Origin of the sequence: Kitasatospora sp. NPDC088346 (genome assembly GCF_044740765.1) — a bacterium.
In the GTDB taxonomy this organism is placed as follows: domain Bacteria; phylum Actinomycetota; class Actinomycetes; order Streptomycetales; family Streptomycetaceae; genus Kitasatospora.
Genome location: NZ_JBIURH010000006.1, coordinates 96,586 through 117,258, shown reverse-complemented (window position 1 = coordinate 117,258; position 20,673 = coordinate 96,586). Strand labels below are relative to the sequence as shown.

Annotated in this window: 19 protein-coding genes; 7 read left to right on the top strand and 12 right to left on the bottom strand. The window is 73.7% G+C overall.

The genetic code is table 11. The features are described from left to right. Positions 1-10 precede the first annotated feature (10 nt). Positions 11-1,435 (bottom strand): endonuclease/exonuclease/phosphatase family protein, encoded by a 1,425-nt coding sequence (locus ACIOFR_RS11375; protein ID WP_400994995.1) that lies wholly within the window; start codon positions 1,433-1,435, stop codon positions 11-13. A gap of 183 nt (positions 1,436-1,618) precedes the next feature. Between ACIOFR_RS11375 and ACIOFR_RS11370 the strand changes: the two genes are divergently transcribed. Next, a complete protein-coding gene (locus ACIOFR_RS11370) occupies positions 1,619-1,885 on the top strand; it encodes a hypothetical protein (RefSeq protein ID WP_400994992.1) in 267 nt (88 codons plus the stop codon). A gap of 16 nt (positions 1,886-1,901) precedes the next feature. Here the strand turns inward: ACIOFR_RS11370 and ACIOFR_RS11365 are convergent, their stop codons facing one another. The 6 genes from ACIOFR_RS11365 to ACIOFR_RS11340 all read right to left on the bottom strand — a co-directional run bounded on the left by ACIOFR_RS11365 (position 1,902) and on the right by ACIOFR_RS11340 (position 7,069). Continuing rightward, on the bottom strand, positions 1,902-2,222 hold the full coding sequence (locus ACIOFR_RS11365; RefSeq protein ID WP_400994989.1) for a DMT family transporter: 321 nt from the start codon (positions 2,220-2,222) through the stop codon (positions 1,902-1,904). Beyond that, positions 2,222-2,899: an HAD family hydrolase gene (locus ACIOFR_RS11360; protein WP_400994987.1), complete on the bottom strand. Its 678-nt coding sequence runs from the start codon at positions 2,897-2,899 to the stop codon at positions 2,222-2,224. Before ACIOFR_RS11360 ends, ACIOFR_RS11365 begins: the two co-directional genes overlap by 1 nt. Positions 2,900-2,987: 88 nt before the next feature. Continuing rightward, complete coding sequence (locus ACIOFR_RS11355; RefSeq protein ID WP_400994985.1) at positions 2,988-4,073, bottom strand: ABC transporter ATP-binding protein; 1,086 nt, start codon at positions 4,071-4,073, stop codon at positions 2,988-2,990. A 22-nt stretch (positions 4,074-4,095) separates the two neighbouring features. Further along, complete coding sequence (locus ACIOFR_RS11350) at positions 4,096-4,935, bottom strand: ABC transporter permease (protein ID WP_400994982.1); 840 nt, start codon at positions 4,933-4,935, stop codon at positions 4,096-4,098. Then, positions 4,923-5,891: an ABC transporter permease gene (locus ACIOFR_RS11345; protein WP_400994980.1), complete on the bottom strand. Its 969-nt coding sequence runs from the start codon at positions 5,889-5,891 to the stop codon at positions 4,923-4,925. The genes ACIOFR_RS11350 and ACIOFR_RS11345 overlap by 13 nt, the downstream gene beginning before the upstream one ends. An 8-nt stretch (positions 5,892-5,899) precedes the next feature. Beyond that, positions 5,900-7,069 carry an ABC transporter substrate-binding protein gene (locus ACIOFR_RS11340; RefSeq protein ID WP_400994978.1) on the bottom strand — a complete coding sequence of 390 codons (1,170 nt, stop codon included), beginning with the start codon at positions 7,067-7,069 and terminating at the stop codon, positions 5,900-5,902. Between the two features lie 263 nt (positions 7,070-7,332). Here ACIOFR_RS11340 and ACIOFR_RS11335 point away from each other — a divergent pair, with 263 nt between their 5' ends. Beyond that, the gene (locus tag ACIOFR_RS11335; RefSeq protein ID WP_400994975.1) at positions 7,333-8,109 is read left to right on the top strand and encodes a GntR family transcriptional regulator; all 777 of its coding nucleotides are present in this window, start codon (positions 7,333-7,335) and stop codon (positions 8,107-8,109) included. A gap of 167 nt (positions 8,110-8,276) precedes the next feature. Beyond that, positions 8,277-9,140 carry an SAM-dependent methyltransferase gene (locus ACIOFR_RS11330; RefSeq protein WP_400994972.1) on the top strand — a complete coding sequence of 288 codons (864 nt, stop codon included), beginning with the start codon at positions 8,277-8,279 and terminating at the stop codon, positions 9,138-9,140. Positions 9,141-9,218: 78 nt separating this feature from the next. Here the strand turns inward: ACIOFR_RS11330 and ACIOFR_RS11325 are convergent, their stop codons facing one another. The 3 genes from ACIOFR_RS11325 to ACIOFR_RS11315 all read right to left on the bottom strand — a co-directional run bounded on the left by ACIOFR_RS11325 (position 9,219) and on the right by ACIOFR_RS11315 (position 12,859). Next, entirely contained in the window at positions 9,219-9,875 is a 657-nt protein-coding gene (locus ACIOFR_RS11325; protein WP_400994970.1) for a hypothetical protein, read from the bottom strand. A 136-nt stretch (positions 9,876-10,011) separates the two neighbouring features. Continuing rightward, positions 10,012-11,583, bottom strand: coding sequence for a TauD/TfdA family dioxygenase (locus ACIOFR_RS11320; RefSeq protein ID WP_400994967.1), 1,572 nt, complete (start codon positions 11,581-11,583; stop codon positions 10,012-10,014). Between the two features lie 184 nt (positions 11,584-11,767). Next, entirely contained in the window at positions 11,768-12,859 is a 1,092-nt protein-coding gene (locus ACIOFR_RS11315) for a pyridoxal-phosphate-dependent aminotransferase family protein (protein ID WP_400995334.1), read from the bottom strand. A 92-nt stretch (positions 12,860-12,951) separates the two neighbouring features. Here ACIOFR_RS11315 and ACIOFR_RS11310 point away from each other — a divergent pair, with 92 nt between their 5' ends. Then, on the top strand, positions 12,952-14,043 hold the full coding sequence (locus ACIOFR_RS11310) for an amidohydrolase family protein (RefSeq protein ID WP_400994964.1): 1,092 nt from the start codon (positions 12,952-12,954) through the stop codon (positions 14,041-14,043). A gap of 23 nt (positions 14,044-14,066) precedes the next feature. Then, entirely contained in the window at positions 14,067-14,744 is a 678-nt protein-coding gene (locus ACIOFR_RS11305) for a uracil-DNA glycosylase (protein ID WP_400994961.1), read from the top strand. 56 nt (positions 14,745-14,800) lie between these two features. On the opposite strand, the gene ACIOFR_RS11300 is transcribed toward ACIOFR_RS11305, so the two are convergent. Then, on the bottom strand, positions 14,801-16,861 hold the full coding sequence (locus tag ACIOFR_RS11300; RefSeq protein ID WP_400994958.1) for a transglycosylase domain-containing protein: 2,061 nt from the start codon (positions 16,859-16,861) through the stop codon (positions 14,801-14,803). A gap of 318 nt (positions 16,862-17,179) precedes the next feature. Between ACIOFR_RS11300 and ACIOFR_RS11295 the strand changes: the two genes are divergently transcribed. Continuing rightward, positions 17,180-18,118, top strand: coding sequence for an SCO1860 family LAETG-anchored protein (locus ACIOFR_RS11295; protein WP_400994955.1), 939 nt, complete (start codon positions 17,180-17,182; stop codon positions 18,116-18,118). Positions 18,119-18,311: 193 nt separating this feature from the next. Next, entirely contained in the window at positions 18,312-19,334 is a 1,023-nt protein-coding gene (gene glnII / locus ACIOFR_RS11290) for a glutamine synthetase (protein ID WP_400994952.1), read from the top strand. An 89-nt stretch (positions 19,335-19,423) separates the two neighbouring features. Here the strand turns inward: glnII and ACIOFR_RS11285 are convergent, their stop codons facing one another. Continuing rightward, positions 19,424-20,671: an MFS transporter gene (locus ACIOFR_RS11285; RefSeq protein ID WP_400994949.1), complete on the bottom strand. Its 1,248-nt coding sequence runs from the start codon at positions 20,669-20,671 to the stop codon at positions 19,424-19,426. Positions 20,672-20,673 lie beyond the last annotated feature (2 nt).

The following is a 20,673-nucleotide window of genomic DNA, read 5'->3' as shown; positions in this document are numbered from 1 at the left end:
GGTCGGCCTCTCAGAGGGTGAAGGTGGCGACGGCGGCGGCGGTGTCCGAGGGCCATTCGTTGGCGGCCGTGCCCGGGTCGGGCTGCGGCCAGCCGGTCGCCAGGGTGTGCGCCTCCAGGAGGGTCAGCGGGCCGGCGAACTGGACCTGGTCGATCCGGTCCTGCGGTTCGGCCTTGCCGGCGCGGACCTTGCGGGTCGGCGACCAGGTGGTGCCCGGGGAGGCGGCCGGGTCCGGGTGGGCGAGGCGGTAGGCGTCGGTCAGGCCGGCGTTCTGCAGTGCCACGGTGACCGGCCAGGCGAGCGCGGTGACGCCGCTGTGCGCGGTGGCGGTGGCGGGGGTCCAGTCCAGGTGCGAGGGCGAGGCCAGGCCGGCGGCCAGCACCACGGCCTTCCCGGCGGTGATGTCGGCCTTCACGGCGGTGGCCAGTGCGGTGGCCTGCTGGCCCCGGGTGGAGGCGCTCTCGCTCGCCACCGTCGCGGCCGCCGTGCGGCCGTCCTGCACGGCGTACGGGCCGTAGTCCGACTCGTTCAGGTGGGCGGCCCAGAAGCGCACGCTCCGGCCGCCCGGCAGCTGGAGGGTGACGCCGGCGGCGGGCAGGGCGGCGGTGGTGCCGGTGACCGCGGTGAGCGGGTAGCGGCTGACGATGCCGACGCTGCCGGCGGACTGGTGGGCGTACCAGCCGAGGGCGGTCGCCAGCGCGGTGGCGGCGGTGCCCGCGGTCTCCTGGAGGGCCACCACGTCGAGGCCCTGGGTGAGGATCGCCCGGAGCTGCTTCTCCAGGCCGTCGTCGACGTGGGTGCCGGCGTCCCAGAGGTTCCACGCGGCGGTCTTGAGCCGCAGCGGGGCGGCCGCGGTGACGACCGGGACCTGCACGGTGACGGTGTCGGTGTTGCCCGCGGCGTCCTTCACCCCGACGGTGAGCACGGACGGATCGGCGGGGGCGGTGGCGGGCGCGGTGCCGGCGACCGTGCCGTCGGCGGCGACGGACAGCCAGGCGTCGCCCGCGATCTTCCGGAAGGTCGGCGCGCCGGAGGAGCGCATCCACAGGCCGCCCAGCTTGATGCTCACCGCCGCGCCGGGCGCGACCCGGGTGGCGGTGAGCGCGTCGACGGCGGCGTGCGGACGGGGGGAGACCGGCTTGGGCCGGAAGCTGAACGGTGCCGTCTGGGCGAGGATCCCGTACCCGTCCTTGGCCAGCAGGTACGCGGTGTACGGGCCGCCGGTCAGCGCCGAGGTGTCCAGCTGGACGTCACCGGAGCCGCCCGGGGTGTACTTCCACAGCAGCGAGGAGCCGGTGCCGGGCTGCCGGGTGCCGTCGTAGACGCCCACCCAGTTCTTGGCGTCGGGTGCGTCGGTGGTCCAGTGGAAGGTGAGCCGGTCGCCTTCGGCCGGGCTGGGGGGTGTGGAGAGGACGAGGGAGGATCCTGTCGCCACGGGGGTCCTGTCCGCCGCGCCAAGTCCGGTGCGGCTGAGTCGAGTTGACTGTACAACTGACTCAATTCACTCTAGCCGCGGCGGACTTCGGATGAACAGGGTGTGACCGGCCGTCGGGAGTTGCGGTAACTCGCGTCGAGGACCGGCGTGTTTGCCGGCCGCGTGCCGGGTTAGGCGCGGGGCATGAGAGGACTCACATCAGCCGTCAGAACGCTCGCCCACGTCGTCGCAGGCATCCTGATCGTGTGGATCGTGCTCGACCTGCTGGAGGCCGACCCGGGCAACACGGTGGTCTCCTGGATCCACCACGCCGCCGACTGGCTCGCCGCCTGGAGCCGGGGGCTGTTCGCGGTCTCCAGCCGGGTGCTGCAGATCCTGCTGGACTACGGCATCGCCGCCGTGGTCTTCCTGGTGGTCGGCAACCTGGTCACCCGACGACGCGTCGGGTGACCACGGCCCGGGCCGGTCAGTGGCTGCCCCGCAGGTTCAGCACCACCACCCCGACGATGACCAGCGCGATGCCCAACCACTGGGCCCGGCCCAGGGATTCGCCGAACGCGACCACGCCGATACCGGCCACCGCGGCCGTGCCGGCACCGGACCAGACGGCGTACGCGACCGACACCGGTATGTGCCGCAGCGCACGGCCGAGCAGCGCGAAGGACAGTGCGTACCCGACCCCGACGCCCAGGCTCGGCCACAGCCGGGTGAAGCCCTCGGTCAGTTTGAGGCAGCCGGTGGCGCACACCTCGCTCGCGATCGCCAGCGCCAGGAACAGGTACGGCATCAGAGCGGCCGGGCCGCGGTGAGCCCCGCGAGCAGGCCGAGGTCGGCCTGCTCCAGGCTCTCCAGCAGGGTGATCCGCTCGGCGGCCGGGATCGGGACGGTCGAGGGCACCGCCAGCACCGCGCAGCCGGCCGCGTGCGCCGAGGCGACGCCGGTCGGGGTGTCCTCGACGGCCACGCAGTCCGCGGGGTCGAGGCCGAGCCGCGCGGCGGCGGCCAGGTACGGGGCCGGGTCGGGCTTGGTGCGCGGGGTGTCCTCGGCGGCCAGAGTCACGCTGAACCACTGCCGGCCGATGCCGTCGAGCACCAGCTCCACCACCCGGCGCGGGGAGGCCGAGACCAGCGCGGTCGGCACCCCGGCGCCCTGGAGCGCGGCCAGCAGGGCCAGCGCCCCGGGCCGCGGCACCACCTCGGCGGCGACCTTGCGGCTGAACGACTCGTTCAGCCGCTCGACCAGCTCCTGCTCGGGCCGCCCGGTACCGCTCGCGCGGTGCAGGTGGGCGGCGGTGTGCTCGACCGCGCGGCCGAGCACCTCGGGCAGGTCCCGGTCGGTGAGGGTGAGGTCGAGCTCCACGGCCAGCTCGGCGGCCGACTGCCACCAGAGGTGTTCGGTGTCGACCAGGGTGCCGTCCATGTCGAACAGGACGGCGGCGGGGTGCGGAATCGGGTTGTCAGGCATGGCGGTACCTTCGGGTGGAGATCGGCGGGGAGCGGTGGCCCGGTCGTGCGACCGCTCAGGAGGGCGGCGGTCGACCGGGACCGGCCGCTCAGGAGGGGCGGCGGTCGACCAGCACCGGCCGCTCCGGCAGGGCGAGGTCGGCCCGGGAGCCGACCGGGAGGGCGGCGGCGAGCTCGGTCGCCAGGTCGGCCTTGACCGTGGTCCCGTCGGCCAGCCGGACGGTCAGCCGGGTGACGGCGCCCAGGAAGGACGCCCCGACCACCTGGGCCGGGCCGCCGGCGGAGGGCCGCAGCGCGACGTTCTCCGGCCGCACCAGGACGTCCAGCGGACCGTCGGCGGGGATCGCGCCGTCCACCGCGTGGCGGCGGCCGAGCACCTCGACCCCCTCGCCCGAGCGGATCGCCGGGATCCGGCTCATGGTGCCGACGAACTCGGCGACGAACGCGGTCGCCGGACGGGCGTACAGCTCGGACGGCGCGGCGCACTGCTCCAGCCGGCCGCTGCGCAGCACCGCGACACGGTCGGCCATGGACAGCGCCTCCTCCTGGTCGTGGGTCACGAACAGGGTAGTGATGCCCAGCTCCTGCTGCAGACGGCGGATCTCCTCGCGGAGGTTGAGCCGGACCTTGGCGTCGAGCGCCGAGAGCGGCTCGTCGAGCAGCAGCACCCGGGGCTGCAGGGCCAGCGCGCGGGCCAGCGCGATGCGCTGCTGCTGGCCGCCGGACATCTGGTGCGGGTAGCGGTCGGCGTGCTGCGGCAGGCCGACCAGCTCCAGCAGCTCCTTGGCGCGCTTGCGGCGCTCGGCCTTGCCGACCCCCCGCATCCGCAGCCCGAAGGCGACGTTGTCGGCCGCGGTGAGGTGCGGGAAGAGGCTGTACGACTGGAACACCATGCCCGCGTCCCGGCGGTGCGCCGGGATCCTGGTGATGTCCTCGCCGTCGACCAGCACCTGGCCCGAGTCGTGCTGCTCGAAGCCGGCCAGGATCCGCAGGGCGGTGGTCTTCCCGCAGCCGGACGGGCCGAGCAGGGCGAGCAGCTCACCGGGCTCGACGGCCAGGTCCAGGCCGTCCAGCGCGGTGGTGGCGCCGAAGGAGCGGCGCAGCGAACGGAATTCGACGGTCGCGCTGCCGGATGCGAGCGGCGCGCCGGCGGCGGGGGCGGTAACCGTGGTCATGGGGGTTGTCTCCGCTGGTGGTTCAGGAGTGGGCGGGCTGGTGGCGGCGCTCGCGGCCGGCCGCGGCCAGCAGGAGCAGCAGGACCCAGGTGATCAGGAGGCTGAGCACCGAGACCGCGACGGACATCTGGCCCTGGCTGTTGCCGACCGCGTAGATCCAGACCGGGAAGGGCTGGTAGCCGAGGATCGAGGCGGCGGTGAACTCGCCGAGCACCAGCGCGAGGGTGAGGAAGGAGGCGTTCAGCAGCGCGCCGCGCAGGTTCGGCAGGATCACCGTGAAGACCGAGCGCGGCCAGCTCGCACCGCAGTTGCGGGCGGCCTCGACCAGGGTGCGGACGTCCACCGAACGCAGTCCGGCGTCCAGGGCGCGGTAGGCGAGCGGCAGGGCCATCAGCACGTACGCGAGCACCAGCACGATCGGGAACTCGGGCTGCTGGATGAACACGAAGGTCTGGAAGAACGGCGTGTCCATCAGGTAGTCCGGGCCCCAGCGCAGGACGCCGATCATGCCGGCCGTCAGGGCCACCGGGGGTACCACCAGCGGCAGGGTGCAGAGCACTTCGAGCACGGTGCGCAGCCGGGGCGAGCCCAGCCGGGCGGCGATCATCGCGGGCACCAGCAGCAGCAGGAGCAGCACGACGGTGGCCAGCGCCAGCTTCAGGGTCAGCCACAGGCTGTCGGTGAAGCCCTCGGCGCCGAGCAGGCCGGTGTACGCCTGGAAGCCGATGCCGTTCTTGTCGCTGATCGAGAACCACACGGAGGCGGCCATCGGGATCAGGAAGTACAGCGCCGCCACCAGCAGCACGATGCCGCGGCCGGGCTGGATCCGGCGGAGCCGGGAGCGGGAGGTCAGCTGAGCCATCGGGCGCTCCGGCGCTGGAGGGGCAGGTAGATCGCCATCACCACGACGGCGACGATGATCATGTCGAGGCTGAGGGCGAGCGCGAGGTTGCCCTGTCCGACCAGCACGTTGCCGGAGAGCGCGTCGGCGATCTGGCGGCTGATCAGGGGGACGGTCGCGCCGACCATCGCGGCGGCCGTCGCGTAGGCCGCGAAGGCGCTGCCGAACAGCAGCACGAAGCCGCCGAGCAGCGAGGGCAGCAGGATCGGCAGCGCGACGTACCGCCAGTACTGCAGGCCGGTGGCCCGGTTGTTCTGCGCCGCCTCGCGCCACTGGACCCGCAGGCCGTCCAGGGCCGGGGTGATGGTGAGCACCATCAGCGGGATGAGGAAGTACAGGTAGGCCACGGTCAGGCCGGTGAAGCTGTAGAGCGTCCAGCCGTGGTCGGTCAGGTGGAACAGCTTGGTCAGCTCGCCGGCGTTGCCCAGGGTCGCCACGAAGGCGAAGGCGAGCGGCAGGCCGCCGAAGTTGGCGAGCACGCCGGAGGCGGTCAGCACCGCCTCGCGCAGCATCCGGAACCGGGAGGTGACCACGGCCTGGGCGATCGGCAGGCCCACCAGGGTGCCGATCAGCGCGGTCAGCGCGGACAGCTTGACGCTGCTGACCAGGGCGGTCCAGTACGCGCCGGACACCGAGTCGGTGAGGTTGGCGGTGGTGAAGCCGCCGGCGCCGCTCTCCGCGTCGCTGGAGAGGGTGAAGGCGCCGATCACGATGGCGACGGCCGGGAGGCCGAAGGCGATCGCGAAGAACGCGAACAGCGGGAGGGTCGCCGTCCAGGAGCCGCCGCGGGGGCCGCGGCGCCTGCCGGCCCGGTGGGCCCGGGAACGGGAGGGGGTTGCGGTGCCGGACGCCCCGGGGCCGCCACTGAGGTCGTCAGTGGCGGCCGGGGTCGGCACCGGGGTGGGAGCCGTGGTCATGTCTGTGATCAGCCCGCGATCGCCTTGGTCCAGTTCTCGGTCACGACCTTCTTCGCGGCCGTGATCTGGTCCTGGGTCGGGAAGGTGGTGAAGGGCTTCTCGACGGTCGGCAGCTTGGCGGCGGCCGTCGCGTCGAGGGTGCCGTCCTTCTTCAGGGAGTCGAAGAGCGACGGGGTGGCGTAGCCGCCGAGGAAGAGGTTCTGGCCCTCGGCGCTGAAGAGGTACTCCTGCCACAGCCGCGCGGCGGCCGGGTGCGGGGCCCACTTGTTGATGCCCTGGTTGTAGTACTGGGCGTACGAGCCGTCGGACGGGACGGCGACCTGCCAGTCGATGCCCTTGCCCTTGAACTCGTCGGTGTAGCCGGCGTTCAGGTAGGACCAGTCGATCGAGATCGGGGTCTCGCCCTTCTCGACGGTGGCCGGGGTCGACTCGACCGGCACGAAGTTGCCGCTCTGCTTGAGCTTGGCGAAGAAGTCGATGCCGGGCTGGATGTTGTCGAGCGAGCCGCCGTTGGCGAGCGCCGCCGCGTACACGCCGCCGAAGGCCGAGCCGGACTTGGTCGGGTTGCCGTTCAGGGCGACCTTGCCCTTGTACTCCGGCTTCAGCAGGTCGGCGAAGGTCTTCGGGCAGACTGGGATGGCCTTGCCGTCGCAGCCGATCGAGATGTAGCCGCCGTAGTCGTTGACGGTGAGGCCGGTGGCCTCCTTCATGGTGTCCGGCACCTTGTCGAAGTTCGCCACCTTGTAGGGGGCGAGCAGGCCGTCCTTGGCGGCCGAGACGGCGAAGGCGCTGCCCAGGTCGACCACGTCGGGGGCGCGGTCCTGGCCCTTGCGGGAGGTGATCGCGTTGATCTCGTCCTGGCTGGAGCCGTCCGGGTTCTCGTCCTCGATCTCGATGCCGTACTTGGCCTTGAACGAGTCCATGATCTTGCCGTAGTTCGCCCAGTCCTTGGGCAGCGTGATGACGTGCAGCTTGCCCTCCTTCTTGGCGGCGGCGACCAGGGCGTCCATGCCGCCGAGGTCGGTGGCCGAGGTGGCGTCCTTGGCCTCCTTCTTCGCACCGGCGGCGGCGTCGCCGGACTTGGCGGAGGTCCCCGCCGAGCCACAGGCGGAGAGGGAGAGCGCGGCGGCGGTCAGCACGGCCGCGAGGGCGGCGGCACGAGGGCGGTACACGGTCACGGGTGGTTCTCCTGAATGAGGTGAACAGGCGGGGAGAGTTCGCGAAGGTGGGTCAGCTGACGCTGAGCCAAGTTGGCTGGCCAACTTGTGCTGACGGGGGTAAGTACGCCCGAGTCCGGTGACGGGAAGGTGAACGGACGACCCAGAACAGGGGTCGGCTGCCGGAACGGTCGAATCCCGTCCGCCCACGGAGATCCGCAGCGGCTACAGTCGGTGGCGTCCCGCGCGACACCACTGCCCGGGCCGCCACCCCAGGAGGGACCATGACCGACGTGGCACTCGACCAGGACCGCGCCGCCGGCTCGCTCTACCGCCGGGTGGCCGCCGACCTGCGCGAAGCGATCACCTCAGGCAGCTACGGCGAGGCCGGCAGGCTCCCCGCCGAGGGCGCGCTGGCCGAGCAGTACGGGGTCTCCCGTGGCACCGTGCGGCAGGCCCTCGCCATGCTCCGCGCCGACGGACTGGTCACCTCGCGTCGCGGCACCCGCCGGGTCGTCCTCGGCACCGCCCGGGTGCAGAGCTTCTCCGAGCTCCTCAGCTTCACCCACTGGGCCCGCTCGATGGGGGAGGAGCCCGGCGGCCGGCTGGAGTCGCTGATCCGCCGCCCCGCGGACGCCGCCGAGCGCGAGCACCTGCGGCTCGACCCCGGCACCGAGGTGTACGTGACCCTGCGGCTGCGCACGCTGTCCGGCACGCCGGTGATGGTCGAGCGCACCGTCTACCCGCCCCGGGTCGGCGAGGTGGTCGCCCAGTTGCCCGCCGACGTGGTCTCGCACACCGAGCCGCTGCGCGAGCACGGCATCCTGTTCACCGACGCCGACCACACCATCGACGTGGTGGCGGCCAACGCCGACGACGCCCGGCTGCTCGGCTGCCGCCGGGGCAGCCCGCTGCTGCGCGAACGCCGCCGCACCACCGACCCCACGGGCACCCCGGTGGAGTGGTCCCAGGACCGTTACCTGCCTGGGACGGTGGCCTTCAGCGTCCACAACTCCCTGGCGGCCTCCGCGCTCTCGCGCCACACCCGCGCCGACGACTGAGGCCCGCGGACCGCGGCGGCCCCGCCGTGCGGGCCGCCCTTCGGGTGGACCCCGCCGCGGGGTCGGCCGGTCCTGCCGGGCCGTTCGCGCGCATCCCGGGAGAATGGGGCACTCGGCGCGCTACCCTGGGCGGCCAGTGTGATGATCTGCCTTTAGGGGATGATGCTGTGACGTCACGTCAGGAAGTCCCGACCCTGCCCGAGCCGGAGCACGACCCCGCCGCCGAGCAGGGGGAGTGGGAACGCCTGGGAGTCGACACCAGTGCGCCGCACTCCGCCCGGGTCTACGACTACTGGCTCGGCGGCAAGACCAACTTCGCCCCCGACCGCGCGATGGGCCAGGCCTTCGAGGAGGCCATCCCCAGCATCCGCGCGATGGCCAAGGAGAACCGTGCCTTCCAGGGCCGGGCCGTCCGCCACCTGGCCCGGGAACACGGCATCCGCCAGTTCCTCGACCTCGGCACCGGCATCCCGACCTCCCCCAACACCCACGACATCGCCGAGGCCGTCAGCCCCGGCACCCGGGTGGTCTACGTCGACAACGACCCGATCGTGCTCGCCCACGCCCGCGCCCTGATGGTGAGCACCCCCGGCGCCCGCACCACCTACCTCCACGCCGACCTGCGCAAGCCCGCCGAGCTGCTCGCCGACCCGGAGCTCACCGCCACCCTGGACCTCGACCGGCCGGTGGGCCTGCTGCTGATCGCCGTCCTGATGCTGATCGCCGACGCGGACGACCCCTGGGGCAAGGTCGCCGAGCTGCGCGACGCGCTCCCCTCCGGCAGCTGCATCGCCCTCACCCACCCCACCCAGGACTTCGACCCCGAGACCGTCGCCACCGTCGCCGCCGCCGCCCAGCAGGGCGGGATGACGCTGGTGCCGCGCACCCGGGAGGAGGTCGCCCGGTTCTTCGACGGCTGGGAGCTGGTCGAGCCCGGCGTCTCCCCGGTGATGGCCTGGCGCCCCGACGGCGAACCCCCGGCCGACCCGACCGCCGCCTACTACTGGGGCGCCGTCGCCCGCAAGAAGTGAGCCCCGGCGGCGCGGTGCCGCCCCGGCCCCGCGCCCCGGCCCTTCGCCCGCCCGGGCCCTTCGCCGGCCCGGCCCTCGCTAGCCCGGGCCGAGGACGTCGTCGTGCACCGGGCAGGAGGGTCGGCGGCCGGCTGCGGGGGCGCGGTACAGGACGCGGTCGCGCAGCCGTCCGGTCCACGGCTCGGCCGCTGAGGGGCGCTTGATGAGCGCATGCCTGCTGCGGCCGGCCCGCAGGTGGCCGCGGTACTCGGTGACCAGGACGCTCTCGGCGCCGAGGAGCGCCCGTACCTGCTCCTCCACCCGGCAGGAGTGGCAGTCGGCGCCCGGCGGCAGCATGAACCGCCGGCCCTCCGGGTGGTCGGCGTCGGGCAGCGCGATGACCATCAGGGCGCCGCTGGGCACCACGCACAGCCCGAACACCTGCGGGCCCTCGGCCGCCGCCGCGGCGGCCAGCCGGTCGAACTCCGGCCCGTCGACCACGGCGATCCGGGCCGTCATCTCCCGCACCGAGGACCGCAGGGCCACCCCGGCCGCCACCAGCGACACCACCACCGTGACCGGCAGGGCCCAGCCCGACCCGACGTCGTGCACCAGCCAGAGCATGGCGGCGTTCAGCAGCAGCAGCAGGTAGGCCACGGTGGCCCGCAGCCCGGACGGCCACAGCCTGACCGCCACGTAGTTGGCGACCAGGAAGGCGTTCACCGTCATCACGAAACCGACGTCGAAGGAGCTCATGCCGGCCCCCCGGTCCCGCTCCGCCGTCGTGCTGCCGTCATCCGAGCCCCCCCGTCAGCCGTGGTGGAACTCCACCCGTCCAGAATGACACGGGAGCTGCCACCGGGAGGCCGTCACGGGCCGAACCGCTGCGCGGTCAGTCCATCAACTCGGCCAGCAGCGGCCGGAAGTGGGCGAAGGACGGGACCATCGCGTCGGCGTCCTTGGCCTGCTCGTCCCAGCGGCGCACGGCCACCGCGTCCACGGCCCCGGGCAGCGCGGAGAAGTCGGCGGCCTCCCGCTCGTCCATCGGACCGCCCTGCACCCGCAGGGTGTACTCGGAGGCCTCCGAGAGCCGCTCCCGGTACCCGGGCTCCACCGCGCACAGGTAGCGCTTGGCGGCCACGTGCAGCCGCACCGGCTCCGTCACCGCCGGGCCGAACCACCGGCCCAGCCAGTCGGCTCCGCTGTGGCTGTGCCGGTTGTCCCGGCCCTGCATCAGCTCCAGCCCCGAGCCGTTGAAGTGGCCGACGTCGTGCAGCAGTGCGGCCGCCACCAGGTGCGGCGGCGCGCCCGCGGCCTCGGCCAGCGCGCCGGCCTGCAGCATGTGCTGCGCCATGGTCACGTCCTCGCCCAGGTACTCGGCGGCCCCCTCGCCCTCGAACAGCCGCTCCAGGGTGTCCAGTGCGGCCGACCGCCGGTGCAGCACGGCCAGGGTGCTCGCCAGCGAGTCCAGGTCGGCGTAGCAGCCCTGGAGGTGGCGGTGGCCGTCCTGCTCGAAGGCCGTCCGGGCGTGCAGCAGCCGGGTGTTGTCGAAGACCAGGCAGTCGCCCGGCCCGAGCCGGAAGGTCAGCCGGAGCTCCGGGCGCAGGGTGATCGCGGCGAACCGGCGGTACGCGGCGTAGAAGGCGTCCAGCTCGGCGGCGGGCAGCCGCAGGGTGCCGATCGACCTGTTGTTGAAACGCACCTCGCGGATCCGCCCGCGCGGGTCGGTGCCGATCAGCGGCTGTTCGGCGGTCAACTCGGTACGGCGGTCGCGGAAGACGAACGGGACCGGGGTCGAGGTGAGGACGGCGAAGTCGGCGGGGTGCTCGGCGCGCAGCAGGTCGGCCGCCCGGAAGCCGTCCACCAGGCCGGAGTCGCCGCCGGTCGCGTCGTTGCGCAGGCAGTGCAGCAGCTGGAGCGTCGGCACCGGGTCGCGGTACGGGTTGTCGGTGTGCGGGGCGATGGCGGCGCTGGTGAAGGCCAGGTTGTTGGGGTCCGGCTCGACCCGGACGTCGAAGAGTTCCCCGTAGTTGGTCTCCCGGACGAACCCGAAGCTGCGGGCCACCGCCAGCACCTGCCGGTCCTCGCCCGGAACCCCGCGCAGCACCGCGAAGCCCAGGTGCCGGACGGCCCCCAGCACCGCCGCCCGCTCGGCCGGATCCGCCAGGTAGGCGGCCCAGTCCGCCTCCGGCAGCCCGCCGGCGAGGTCCGCCGCCGCCCACAGCCGCTTGCCCCGCTCGGTGCGCCCGTCGCCCTCGGCCTGCTCGGCCAGCCAGCCGAGCGGGTACGAGGACCGGTGGCCGTCCGACCACACCACGTGCAGCGCCCCGGCCTCCTCGGTCTCCTGCACGGCGGCCAGGTCGTCGGGCAACTCGCCGATCTGGAACAGCTTCTGCCCGTTGCGCGGGTCGCGGCACGCGGTGCACGGGCAGTTGTCGCGCAGCCAGTACGGGGACGGGGCCATCGTCTCTCGACTCCTCACGGTGCATCAGTTGTACAGACAACTTCTCTGCACCCCGACTCTGCCGAACCCCGGTGATGCCGACCCGTCCGCCAGATGTCCGGGAGGCGAACAGCGGGCCGTGAGCGCCGTAACGAGCCGGGTTCCCGCCCTCACGGGGAAGCCGGTCCGAACGCGGATCCCGGGATCAGACCGCGAACGACCGCCAGGCCTCCGTCGCCCGCTCCCGGGCGGGTGCCGGGTCGGAGCCGAGGGCGGCGGCCAGGGCGGTGAGGGTGGCCAGGACGGTGTCCAGGGTGGCCGCGGGGCCGTAGTGGTTGACCCGGAGCACGGTGGTGGCGAGGGTGCCGCCGGCGGCCTGGAGCGGGACGGACGGGTCGGCGCGCAGGGCGGCCGCGGCGAGGTCGGCCGCGTCGAGGCCGGCGGGGGTGCGCAGGGTGGTGGCGACGGGGGCGGCGTCGCGGTCGCGGTGGACGTACGGGGCGAGCGGGGCCAGCGCGCGGGCTCCGGCACGGGTGGCGGCGGCCGCGGCGCGGTGGCGGGTGACGGCCGTGTCGAGTCCCTCGGCGTCGATCCGGTCCAGGCAGGCCTCCAGCGCGAGCATCTCCAACTGGGCCGGCGCGTGCGGAAGGGCGGTGCGTCCGGCGTCCGTCCAGCGCTCCTTCCAGTCCAGCAGGGAGAGGTACGAGCGGCGTGGGGCGGCCGGGTTGGCGGCGATCCGCTCCCAGGCGCGCGGGCTGACCGCGACGGCGGAGACGCCGGCCGGGCCGCCCATCGCCTTCTGGCCGCCGATCACGCACAGGTCGACGCCCCAGGCGTCGGTGAGCAGCGGTTCGGCGCCCACCGAGGCGACGGCGTCCAGCATGAGCAGCGCGCCGTGCCGGTGCACCTCGGCGGCGATCTCCGCCACGGGGTTGGTGTTGCCGGTGGCGGCCTCGGCGTGCACCAGGGAGACGAAGTCGACGGCGGGGTGGGCGCGCAGCGCCTCGGCGACCTGCCCGGCGGAGACCGCCGTGTCGTACGGCACCGCCAGGTCCACCACCTCGGCGCCGCAGTCGCGCAGCCAGCCGCCGAAGGTCTGACCGTACGGGCCGGTGACGATGTTGAGCGCGGTCGAGCCGGGGCGGGCGGCGCCACGGATCGCGCCCTCCAGCGGCAGCAGCGCCTCGCCCTGCGTGACGATCACGTCGGACGAGGTGCGCAGCAGCGCCGCCACCCGGTCCTCGATCGCGGCGAACCGGGCGGCGTTCAGCGGCGGGAGGTCCAGGAACGGGCTCATGGCGACGGCCTTTCGGGTACGGACGGACACCGGGCCAGTCTGCCGCATCGCACTCTGCCGCCGGGCGGAGCGGTCTCGGTAGAGTGCGGTTCATGAGCGACGGTGCGGTGCTGCACATCAGGGGCCGGGTGCTGGTCGGGCCCGAGGAGGTCCGGGACGAGCTGTGGGTGGTCGACGGCCGGGTGACCTTCGACCGGCCGGTGTCCGCGGCGGACGTCCGGACGGTGACCGGCTGGGTGCTGCCCGGCCTGGTGGACGCGCACTGCCACGTCGGTCTGGACGCGCACGGCGCGGTGGACGCCGAGACCAGCGAGAAGCAGGCGCTGACCGACCGCGACGCCGGCACCCTGCTGATCCGCGACGCGGGTTCGGCCGCCGACACCCGCTGGATCGACGACCGCGAGGACCTGCCCCGGATCATCCGGGCCGGCCGGCACATCGCCCGCACCCGCCGCTACATCCGCAACTACGCGCACGAGATCGAGCCGGGCGACCTGCCCGCGTACGTCCGCCGGGAGGCGCGGCGCGGCGACGGCTGGGTGAAGCTGGTCGGCGACTGGATCGACCGCGAGCGTGGTGACCTGGCGGCCTGCTGGCCGGGCGACGCGCTGAAGGAGGCGATCGCGGCGGCGCACGCCGAGGGCGCGCGGGTGACGGCGCACTGCTTCGCCGCGGAGTCGCTGCCGGACCTGCTGGCGGCCGGGATCGACTGCGTCGAGCACGCCACCGGCCTGACCGAGGAGTTGATCCCGCAGTTCGCCGAGCGCCAGGTGGCGATCGTGCCGACGCTGGTCAACATCGCCACCTTCCCGGGGCTGGCCGCGGGCGGTGAGAGCAGGTTCCCGGCCTGGTCGGCGCACATGCGGCGGCTGCACGAGCGCCGGTACCGGACGGTCGGTGCGGCCCGGGACGCGGGCATCCCGATCTTCGTCGGCACCGACGCGGGCGGCTCGCTGGCGCACGGCCTGGTGGCCGAGGAGGCCGCCGAGCTGGTGAAGGCCGGCCTGTCGGCCACCGAGGCGCTGGACGCGGCCAGTTGGCGGGCCCGGGCCTGGCTGGGCCGGGACGGGCTGACCGAGGGGGCGTCGGCCGACCTGGTGGTCTACGCGGAGGATCCGCGGGCGGACATCCGGGTGCTGGCCGATCCGCGGCTGGTGGTGCTCAGGGGGCGGATCGTCGGCTGACGTTGGGCCGATAGGGTGGCGGCATGGCACCGCGTCCCCTCCACGAAATCGTCGAACCCGGCTGGGCCGAGGCCCTGGAGCCGGTGGCCGGGCGGGTCGCCGCCATGGGCGACTTCCTGCGCGCCGAGCTGGCCGCGGGCCGCACCTACCTGCCGTCCGGGCCGAACGTGCTGCGCGCGTTCCAGCAGCCGTTCGACCAGGTGCGGGTGCTGATCGTCGGTCAGGACCCCTACCCGACGCCGGGGCACGCGGTCGGCCTCAGCTTCTCGGTGGCGCCGGAGGTCCGGCCGATCCCGGCCAGTCTGGTGAACATCTTCCAGGAGTACGGGCGTGACCTCGGCCACCCGGCGCCCGCCAACGGCGACCTGACGCCGTGGACGCGGCAGGGCGTGCTGCTGCTCAACCGGGCGCTGACCACCGCCCCGCGCAACCCGGCCGCGCACCGCGGCAAGGGCTGGGAGGAGGTCACCGAGCAGGCGATCCGGGCGCTGGTGGCGCGCGGCGGCCCGCTGGTGGCGATCCTCTGGGGGCGCGACGCCCGCAACCTGCGCCCGGTCCTGGGCCAGGTGCCGTCGGTGGAGTCCGCGCACCCGAGCCCGATGTCGGCCGACCGGGGCTTCTTCGGCTCCCGGCCGTTCAGCCGGGCCAACGACCTGCTGGTCCGCCAGGGCGCGCAGCCCGTCGACTGGCGCCTGCCGTAGCACGGCCCGGCCCCCGGGACGCGTCCTGGGACGGGTTCCGGGGGCCGGTGCGAGCCTTACGGCAGCGGCACCTGGGCGAGCGGCTGCGGGGTCGTCCCGCGCAGGGCGCCGGTGACCGCGTCGCGCCAGATCGGGCCGGCCACGGTGCCGCCGGACGCCGGACCGACGTTCCTCCCGCCGATCGTCCGCCCGTTCAGCGACGCCTGGTTGTCGGTGTCGCCGACCACGGTGGCGGCCGCCAGCTCGGGGGTGTAGCCGACGAACCAGACCTGCTTGGAACCGTTGGTGGTGCCGGTCTTGCCGGCGCTGTCACGGTCGTCCAGGCCGGCCCTGGTGCCGGTGCCGTCCTGCACGACGCCCTTGAGCATGGTGGTGAGGGCGTCGGCGGTCTGCGCCGTCATCGCCCGACCGCAGCCGGCGGCGGGGACGTTCAGCGCCCGGCCGTCCGCCGTGGTCACCGAGTCGATCGCGACCGGCCGGCAGTAGGTGCCGTGCGCGGCGAACGCGGCGTAGGCGCTCGCCATGTCCAGCGGGCTCAGACTGTTGCTGCCGAGCGCCATCGACGGCACCGCGTCCAGCTTGGTGCCGCCGGCCTGCTGCCTGATCCCCAGCCGGTTGGCCATCTGGGTCACCGTGCACAGCCCGATCTCGCCCTCCAGCGCGGCGAAGTAGGTGTTCACCGACTTGGCCATCGCGGGGCCCATGGTGAACGGCCCGGTCAGGTCGCTCTCGTCGTTGTGCACCTCGCCGCCCTGCGGGTAGCGGCCGCCCTCGCAGTTCTTCATGGCCGGCCACGGGATGCTGTACGGCGACGGGTACGACTGCGCCGGGGTGAGCCCGCTCTCCAGGGCCGCCGCGGCCACGATCGGCTTGAAGGTCGACCCGGTCGGGAAGCCGAGCCCGCCGCCCGTCGCCCTGCCGACGTTGAGGTTGATCAGGGTCTGGTCGGCGGCCAGGCCGTACGGGCGGCTCTGGGCCATCGCGAGGATCTTCCCGGTGCCGGGCTGGACCACGGTCATCGCGCCGGCCGCCTTGTCGGTGGCGTACACGTGGTCGGTGACCGCCTTCTGCGTGGCCCGCTGCGTCACCGGGTCCAGGGTGGTGCGGATCTGCAGGCCGCCGCGGGCCCAGAGGGCCTGCCGCTCGGCCGCGGTGGCGCCGAAGGCCGGGTCGGTGGTGATCAGCCGGTGCACGTAGTCGCAGAAGAAGCCCTCGCCGTCCTGGGCGGTGATGCAGCCCTGCCGGGGGCGGCTGACGGTCAGCGCGACCGGGGTGGCGATCGCCTCGTCCGCCTGGGCCCGGGTGATGTGCCCGTACTCGGCCATCTTGTTCAGCACCGTGTCCCGGCGCTCCTTGGCCGCCTTGGGGTTGACCACGGGGTCGTACCCGGACGGCGACTGCACCAGGCCGGCCAGCAGCGCGGCCTGCGGGAGGGTGAGCCGGTCGGCGCCGGTGCTGAAGTACCGCTGGGAGGCGGCCTCGATGCCGTACGCCTGCTCGCCGAAGAAGGTGATGTTCAGGTAGTTGGTGAGGATCTGGTCCTTGGTGAGGGTCTCCTCCAGTTTGATCGCGTACTTCATCTCCTTGACCTTGCGGCCGAGGGTCTGGGCCTGCGCGGCCTGCACGGCCCTGGGGTCGTCGCCGGCCTGGTCGACGAAGACGTTCTTGACGTACTGCTGGGTGAGGGTGGAGGCGCCCTGGGAGATCCCGCCGCTGGCCGCGTTCTTGTTGATCGCGCGCAGGACGCCCTTGAGATCGACCGCGCCGTGCTCGTAGAAGCGGTTGTCCTCGATGTCCACCAGGGCGGACTTCACCAGCGGGGAGATCCGGTCGCTCGGCACCACCGTGCGGTCCCGCTCGTAGACGGTGGCGATCACCTTGCCGGCCGCGTCGTAGACGGTGGAGGCCTGGGAGAGCGGGGGCGTGGTGAAGTCGTCCGGCAGGCTGTCGAAGTCCGAGACCGCGCCTTTCGCGGCGAGTCCGACACTGCCGACGGCGGGCAGGGCCAGCCCGGCGGTGAGGACACCCGCGACGGTGCTGACGGCGACCAGCTTGACGGTGAGCCCGGCGGCCCGGGCGAGCCGGGGTATCGCGGGGCGTGTGTTCGGCGAGGGCATGGACCGAGCGTAGACAGAGCGGATGAGAGGAAATGGCTGATCAGGCGCCTCGGTTCGTCACAGGACTGCGACAGAAAACGGAGCTTTCGGCTCCACCGGCGGCCCGGTTGCCGGCCCGCGGTCGGAGGGGGGAAGGAGCGGGGCATTCTCACTCGAAGGAGTGAAAGGGCTTTCTGTGTGACTCATGTGACTGATCGTTCGATGAGACTGGCGGCAGTCGAGAGCACAAGCCCCTTCCCCCTGACCGCTGCGGTGTGAGCCCGCGCGGGGTGAGTCCGGAGCGCGCTCTGTCCCGTCCGCACCCGTGGGGGTACCGCCATGTCCGCAGCCGTCCCTGCTCCGCGCACCGCCCTGCGCACCGCCGTCGCCGCCGGCCTCGCCGCCTCGGTGCTCGCCGTCACGCTGCCGGTCTCCGCGGCGCACGCGGCCGACCCGGTGGCCCGGGCCGGCCGAGCCACCGCGGTGACCGCCGAACTCAACCTGGACGTCAGCCTGCTGAATAAGGTCCACGTGCCGGTGGACGTGTCGCTCAACCGGGTGCAGAGCCCGGCCCGGCAGGACACCGCCGTCCTGACCGCCAAGGTCGACGGGGTCGACCAGGGCCGGCCGCAGACACTGCTGAAGGCCCGGGTCGGCACGTCCGTCACCAGCGCCGACGACCGCGGCGCCGCCGCCTCGGTCAAGCTGGTCGACGCGGACCTGCACGCGCCCGGCCTGCCGGCGACCACGCTGCTCGGCCTGGAGGCGCTCAGCGCCGAGGTGACCTGCCCGGTCGACGGGCCGCCCACCGCCAAGGTGGTGGACCCGGCGAAGGTGACGGTGCTCGGGAAGTCGGTCACCGCGGGCCTGGACGGCCCCAGTCACGTCGTGGTGCCCGGCGTCGGCACGGTGGACATCCAGTTCTCGCACCGCACCACCACCTCCGCGACGGCCGCCGCCACGGCCCTGGAGGCGACCCTCGACGTCAACCCGCTGAACCTGAACGTCGCCCGGGTGAGCGGCCGGATCACCATCGCCTCGGTCAGCTGCGAGAAGCCCGTACCGGCACCCGCCACCTCTGCCGCACCCGTCACCGGCGCCCCGCCCGCCAGCACCGCGGGCCGCGCCGTGCCCGCCGCGGACCGCGAGGCCGCACTCGCCACGACCGGCAGCAGCGGCACCCTGCCCCTGCTGGCCGGCGGCGGGACACTGCTGGTCAGCGGCGCCGCCGCGCTCTGGATGACCCGCCGCCGCCGGGCCCACGCCCGCCGCCACTGACCGCGGGCGCGAGGCGGTACCGGCCCGCGCGGCCCGGCGGCGCGCCCCCGGGGTGGGACTGGCACTCTCCGTACGTGAGCGTGCCGCTGCGGTCCGTTGGTTCACATGGGCGTTACATAGGAGGAACAACCGGGAAACGGCGGCTTGCGACGCTACGCGGGCACCCACCACCCAAGCAGTGAGGTTCACCGCAATGGCAATCAAGGCCGAGTACATCTGGATCGACGGCACGCAGCCGACCGCCAAGCTCCGTTCCAAGACTCGGATCCTGGCCAACGCGGACAAGCTGCCGACCTGGGGCTTCGACGGCTCGTCGACCAACCAGGCCGAGGGTCACGCCTCGGACCGTGTGCTCGCGCCGGTCGCGTCCTTCCCGGACCCGATCCGCGGTGGTGACAACATCCTGGTGCTGTGCGAGGTCAACGAGACCGACGGCACCCCGCACGTCTCCAACACCCGCGCCCTGCTCCGCCCGATCGCCGAGCAGTTCGCCGCCCAGGAGTCGATCTTCGGCATCGAGCAGGAGTACACCTTCTTCAAGGGCTCGCGCCCGCTCGGCTTCCCCGAGGGCGGCTTCCCGGCCCCGCAGGGCGGCTACTACTGCGGTGTCGGCGCCGAGGAGGTCTTCGGCCGCGAGATCGTCGAGCTGCACCTGGACCGCTGCATCGAGGCCGGCCTGGCCATCTGCGGCATCAACGCCGAGGTCATGCCCGGCCAGTGGGAGTTCCAGATCGGCCCGGTCGACGCGCTGACCGTCTCCGACCACCTGTGGGTCGCCCGCTACCTGCTCTACCGCACCGCCGAGGAGTTCGGCATCGACGCGACCCTGGACGCCAAGCCCGTCCGCGGCGACTGGAACGGCGCCGGCGCCCACACCAACTTCTCCACCAAGGCCATGCGTGAGGGCTACGACGCCATCATCACCGCCTGCGAGTCGCTCGGCACCTCGCAGGAGAAGGTCCTGGAGCACGTCAAGCAGTACGGCTTCGGCATCGAGTCCCGCCTGACCGGCCTGCACGAGACCGCCCCGTGGAACGTCTACTCCTACGGCGTGTCCGACCGCGGCGCCTCGGTCCGCATCCCGTGGCAGGTCGAGGTCGAGCAGAAGGGCTACATCGAGGACCGCCGTCCGAACGCGAACGTCGACCCGTACGTGGTGACCCGCCTGCTGGTCAACACCTGCTGCTCCGCCCTGGAGAAGGCCGGCCAGGTCTGACCCGAGGCCCCCAGCGCCCGACGCGCCCGCCGTCCCCCTCCCACCCCCGTGGGGAGAGGACCGGCGGGCGCGTGCTCGTGTGCCCCCGGTCAGCCCATGCGCTCGCGGACCGCGCCGGCCAGCCGCAGGCCGAGCAGCGCCCCGGCGACGCCGGTCAGCGCCGTTCCCCACCACAGCACCGCCGGGCCGAGACCCGCGTACACCGCGGCCCCGCCGCCGAGGGCGGCGAACCGGGCCAGCCCGCGGGACCAGCTGAGCGCCCCCTGGAAGCGGCCCTGCGCACCCGCCGGGGCGAGGTCCGCCGCGATCGAGGTGACGATGCCGCCGACGCACACCTCGGCCGCACTCCACACCACCACGGTCAGCGCGAACTCCCAGGTGCTGTCCGCCAGTCCGGTCAGCCCGACGCCCACCGCCGCCAGCACCGAGGCGAACGACCACACCCGCAGCCGGTCGAAGCGGGCCAGCCAGACCGAGGCGAACGGCTGCAGGGTGACCACCAGCAGGGCGTTCACCACGGCCGCCAGCCCGAACGTGGTGGCCGGCAGCCCGTGGTCCCGCACCGCCAGCGGCAGGGTGAACTCGGTCTGCGCGTAGACCGCCTCCGCGACCGCGCTCAGCGAGAGCAGCAGCAGCATCGGACGGTCCCGCAGCACCACCCGGTAGCCGCCGGCGCCCCCGCGCTGCCGCGACGGGCCGGCCGCCTCCCGCGGCAAGCGGGCGGCGACCAGCGCCGCGTACGCCAGGCAGGTGACCGCGTCCAGCGCGAACAGCAGCCCGTAGCCGTGCACCACCAGGAAGCCGCCGAGCGCGCCCGCCACGGCCGTGCCCACGTTGACCGCCCAGTGCAGCAGCCCGTACGCGATCTGACGGCGGGCCGGCGCCACCGCCCCGGCGATCACCGCGCCGGCCGCCGGCGGGTACACCGAACCCGAGGCGCCGAGCAGCGCGGCCGCCGCCGTGAGGGTGGCCAGGCCCGGGGCGGCGAACAGCAGCCCCTGCCCCGCCGCCGTGGCCAGCAGTCCGGCCAACAGGGTCGGCCGGGTGCCGTAGCGGTCGGTCAGCAGCCCGCCCAGCACCGGCCCGACCAGCCCACCGGCCCCGAGCGCCGCCAGCACGTACGGGATGCGGTCGGTGGCGACGCCGCGCGACCCGAGGAAGAACACCAGGAACGGGAGCACCATGTTCCCGACCCTGTTCATGGCGGTCCCGCCGATCACCACCCAGAACGGCCCGTCGAAGCCGCCGAAACGGCCGGCGAGCAGGGTGCGGACCCGGCCGGTAACGGGTGGTGGCGGAGTGACGGGTGGGCGAGAATGCAGGGTCGGCGAGGTCATGG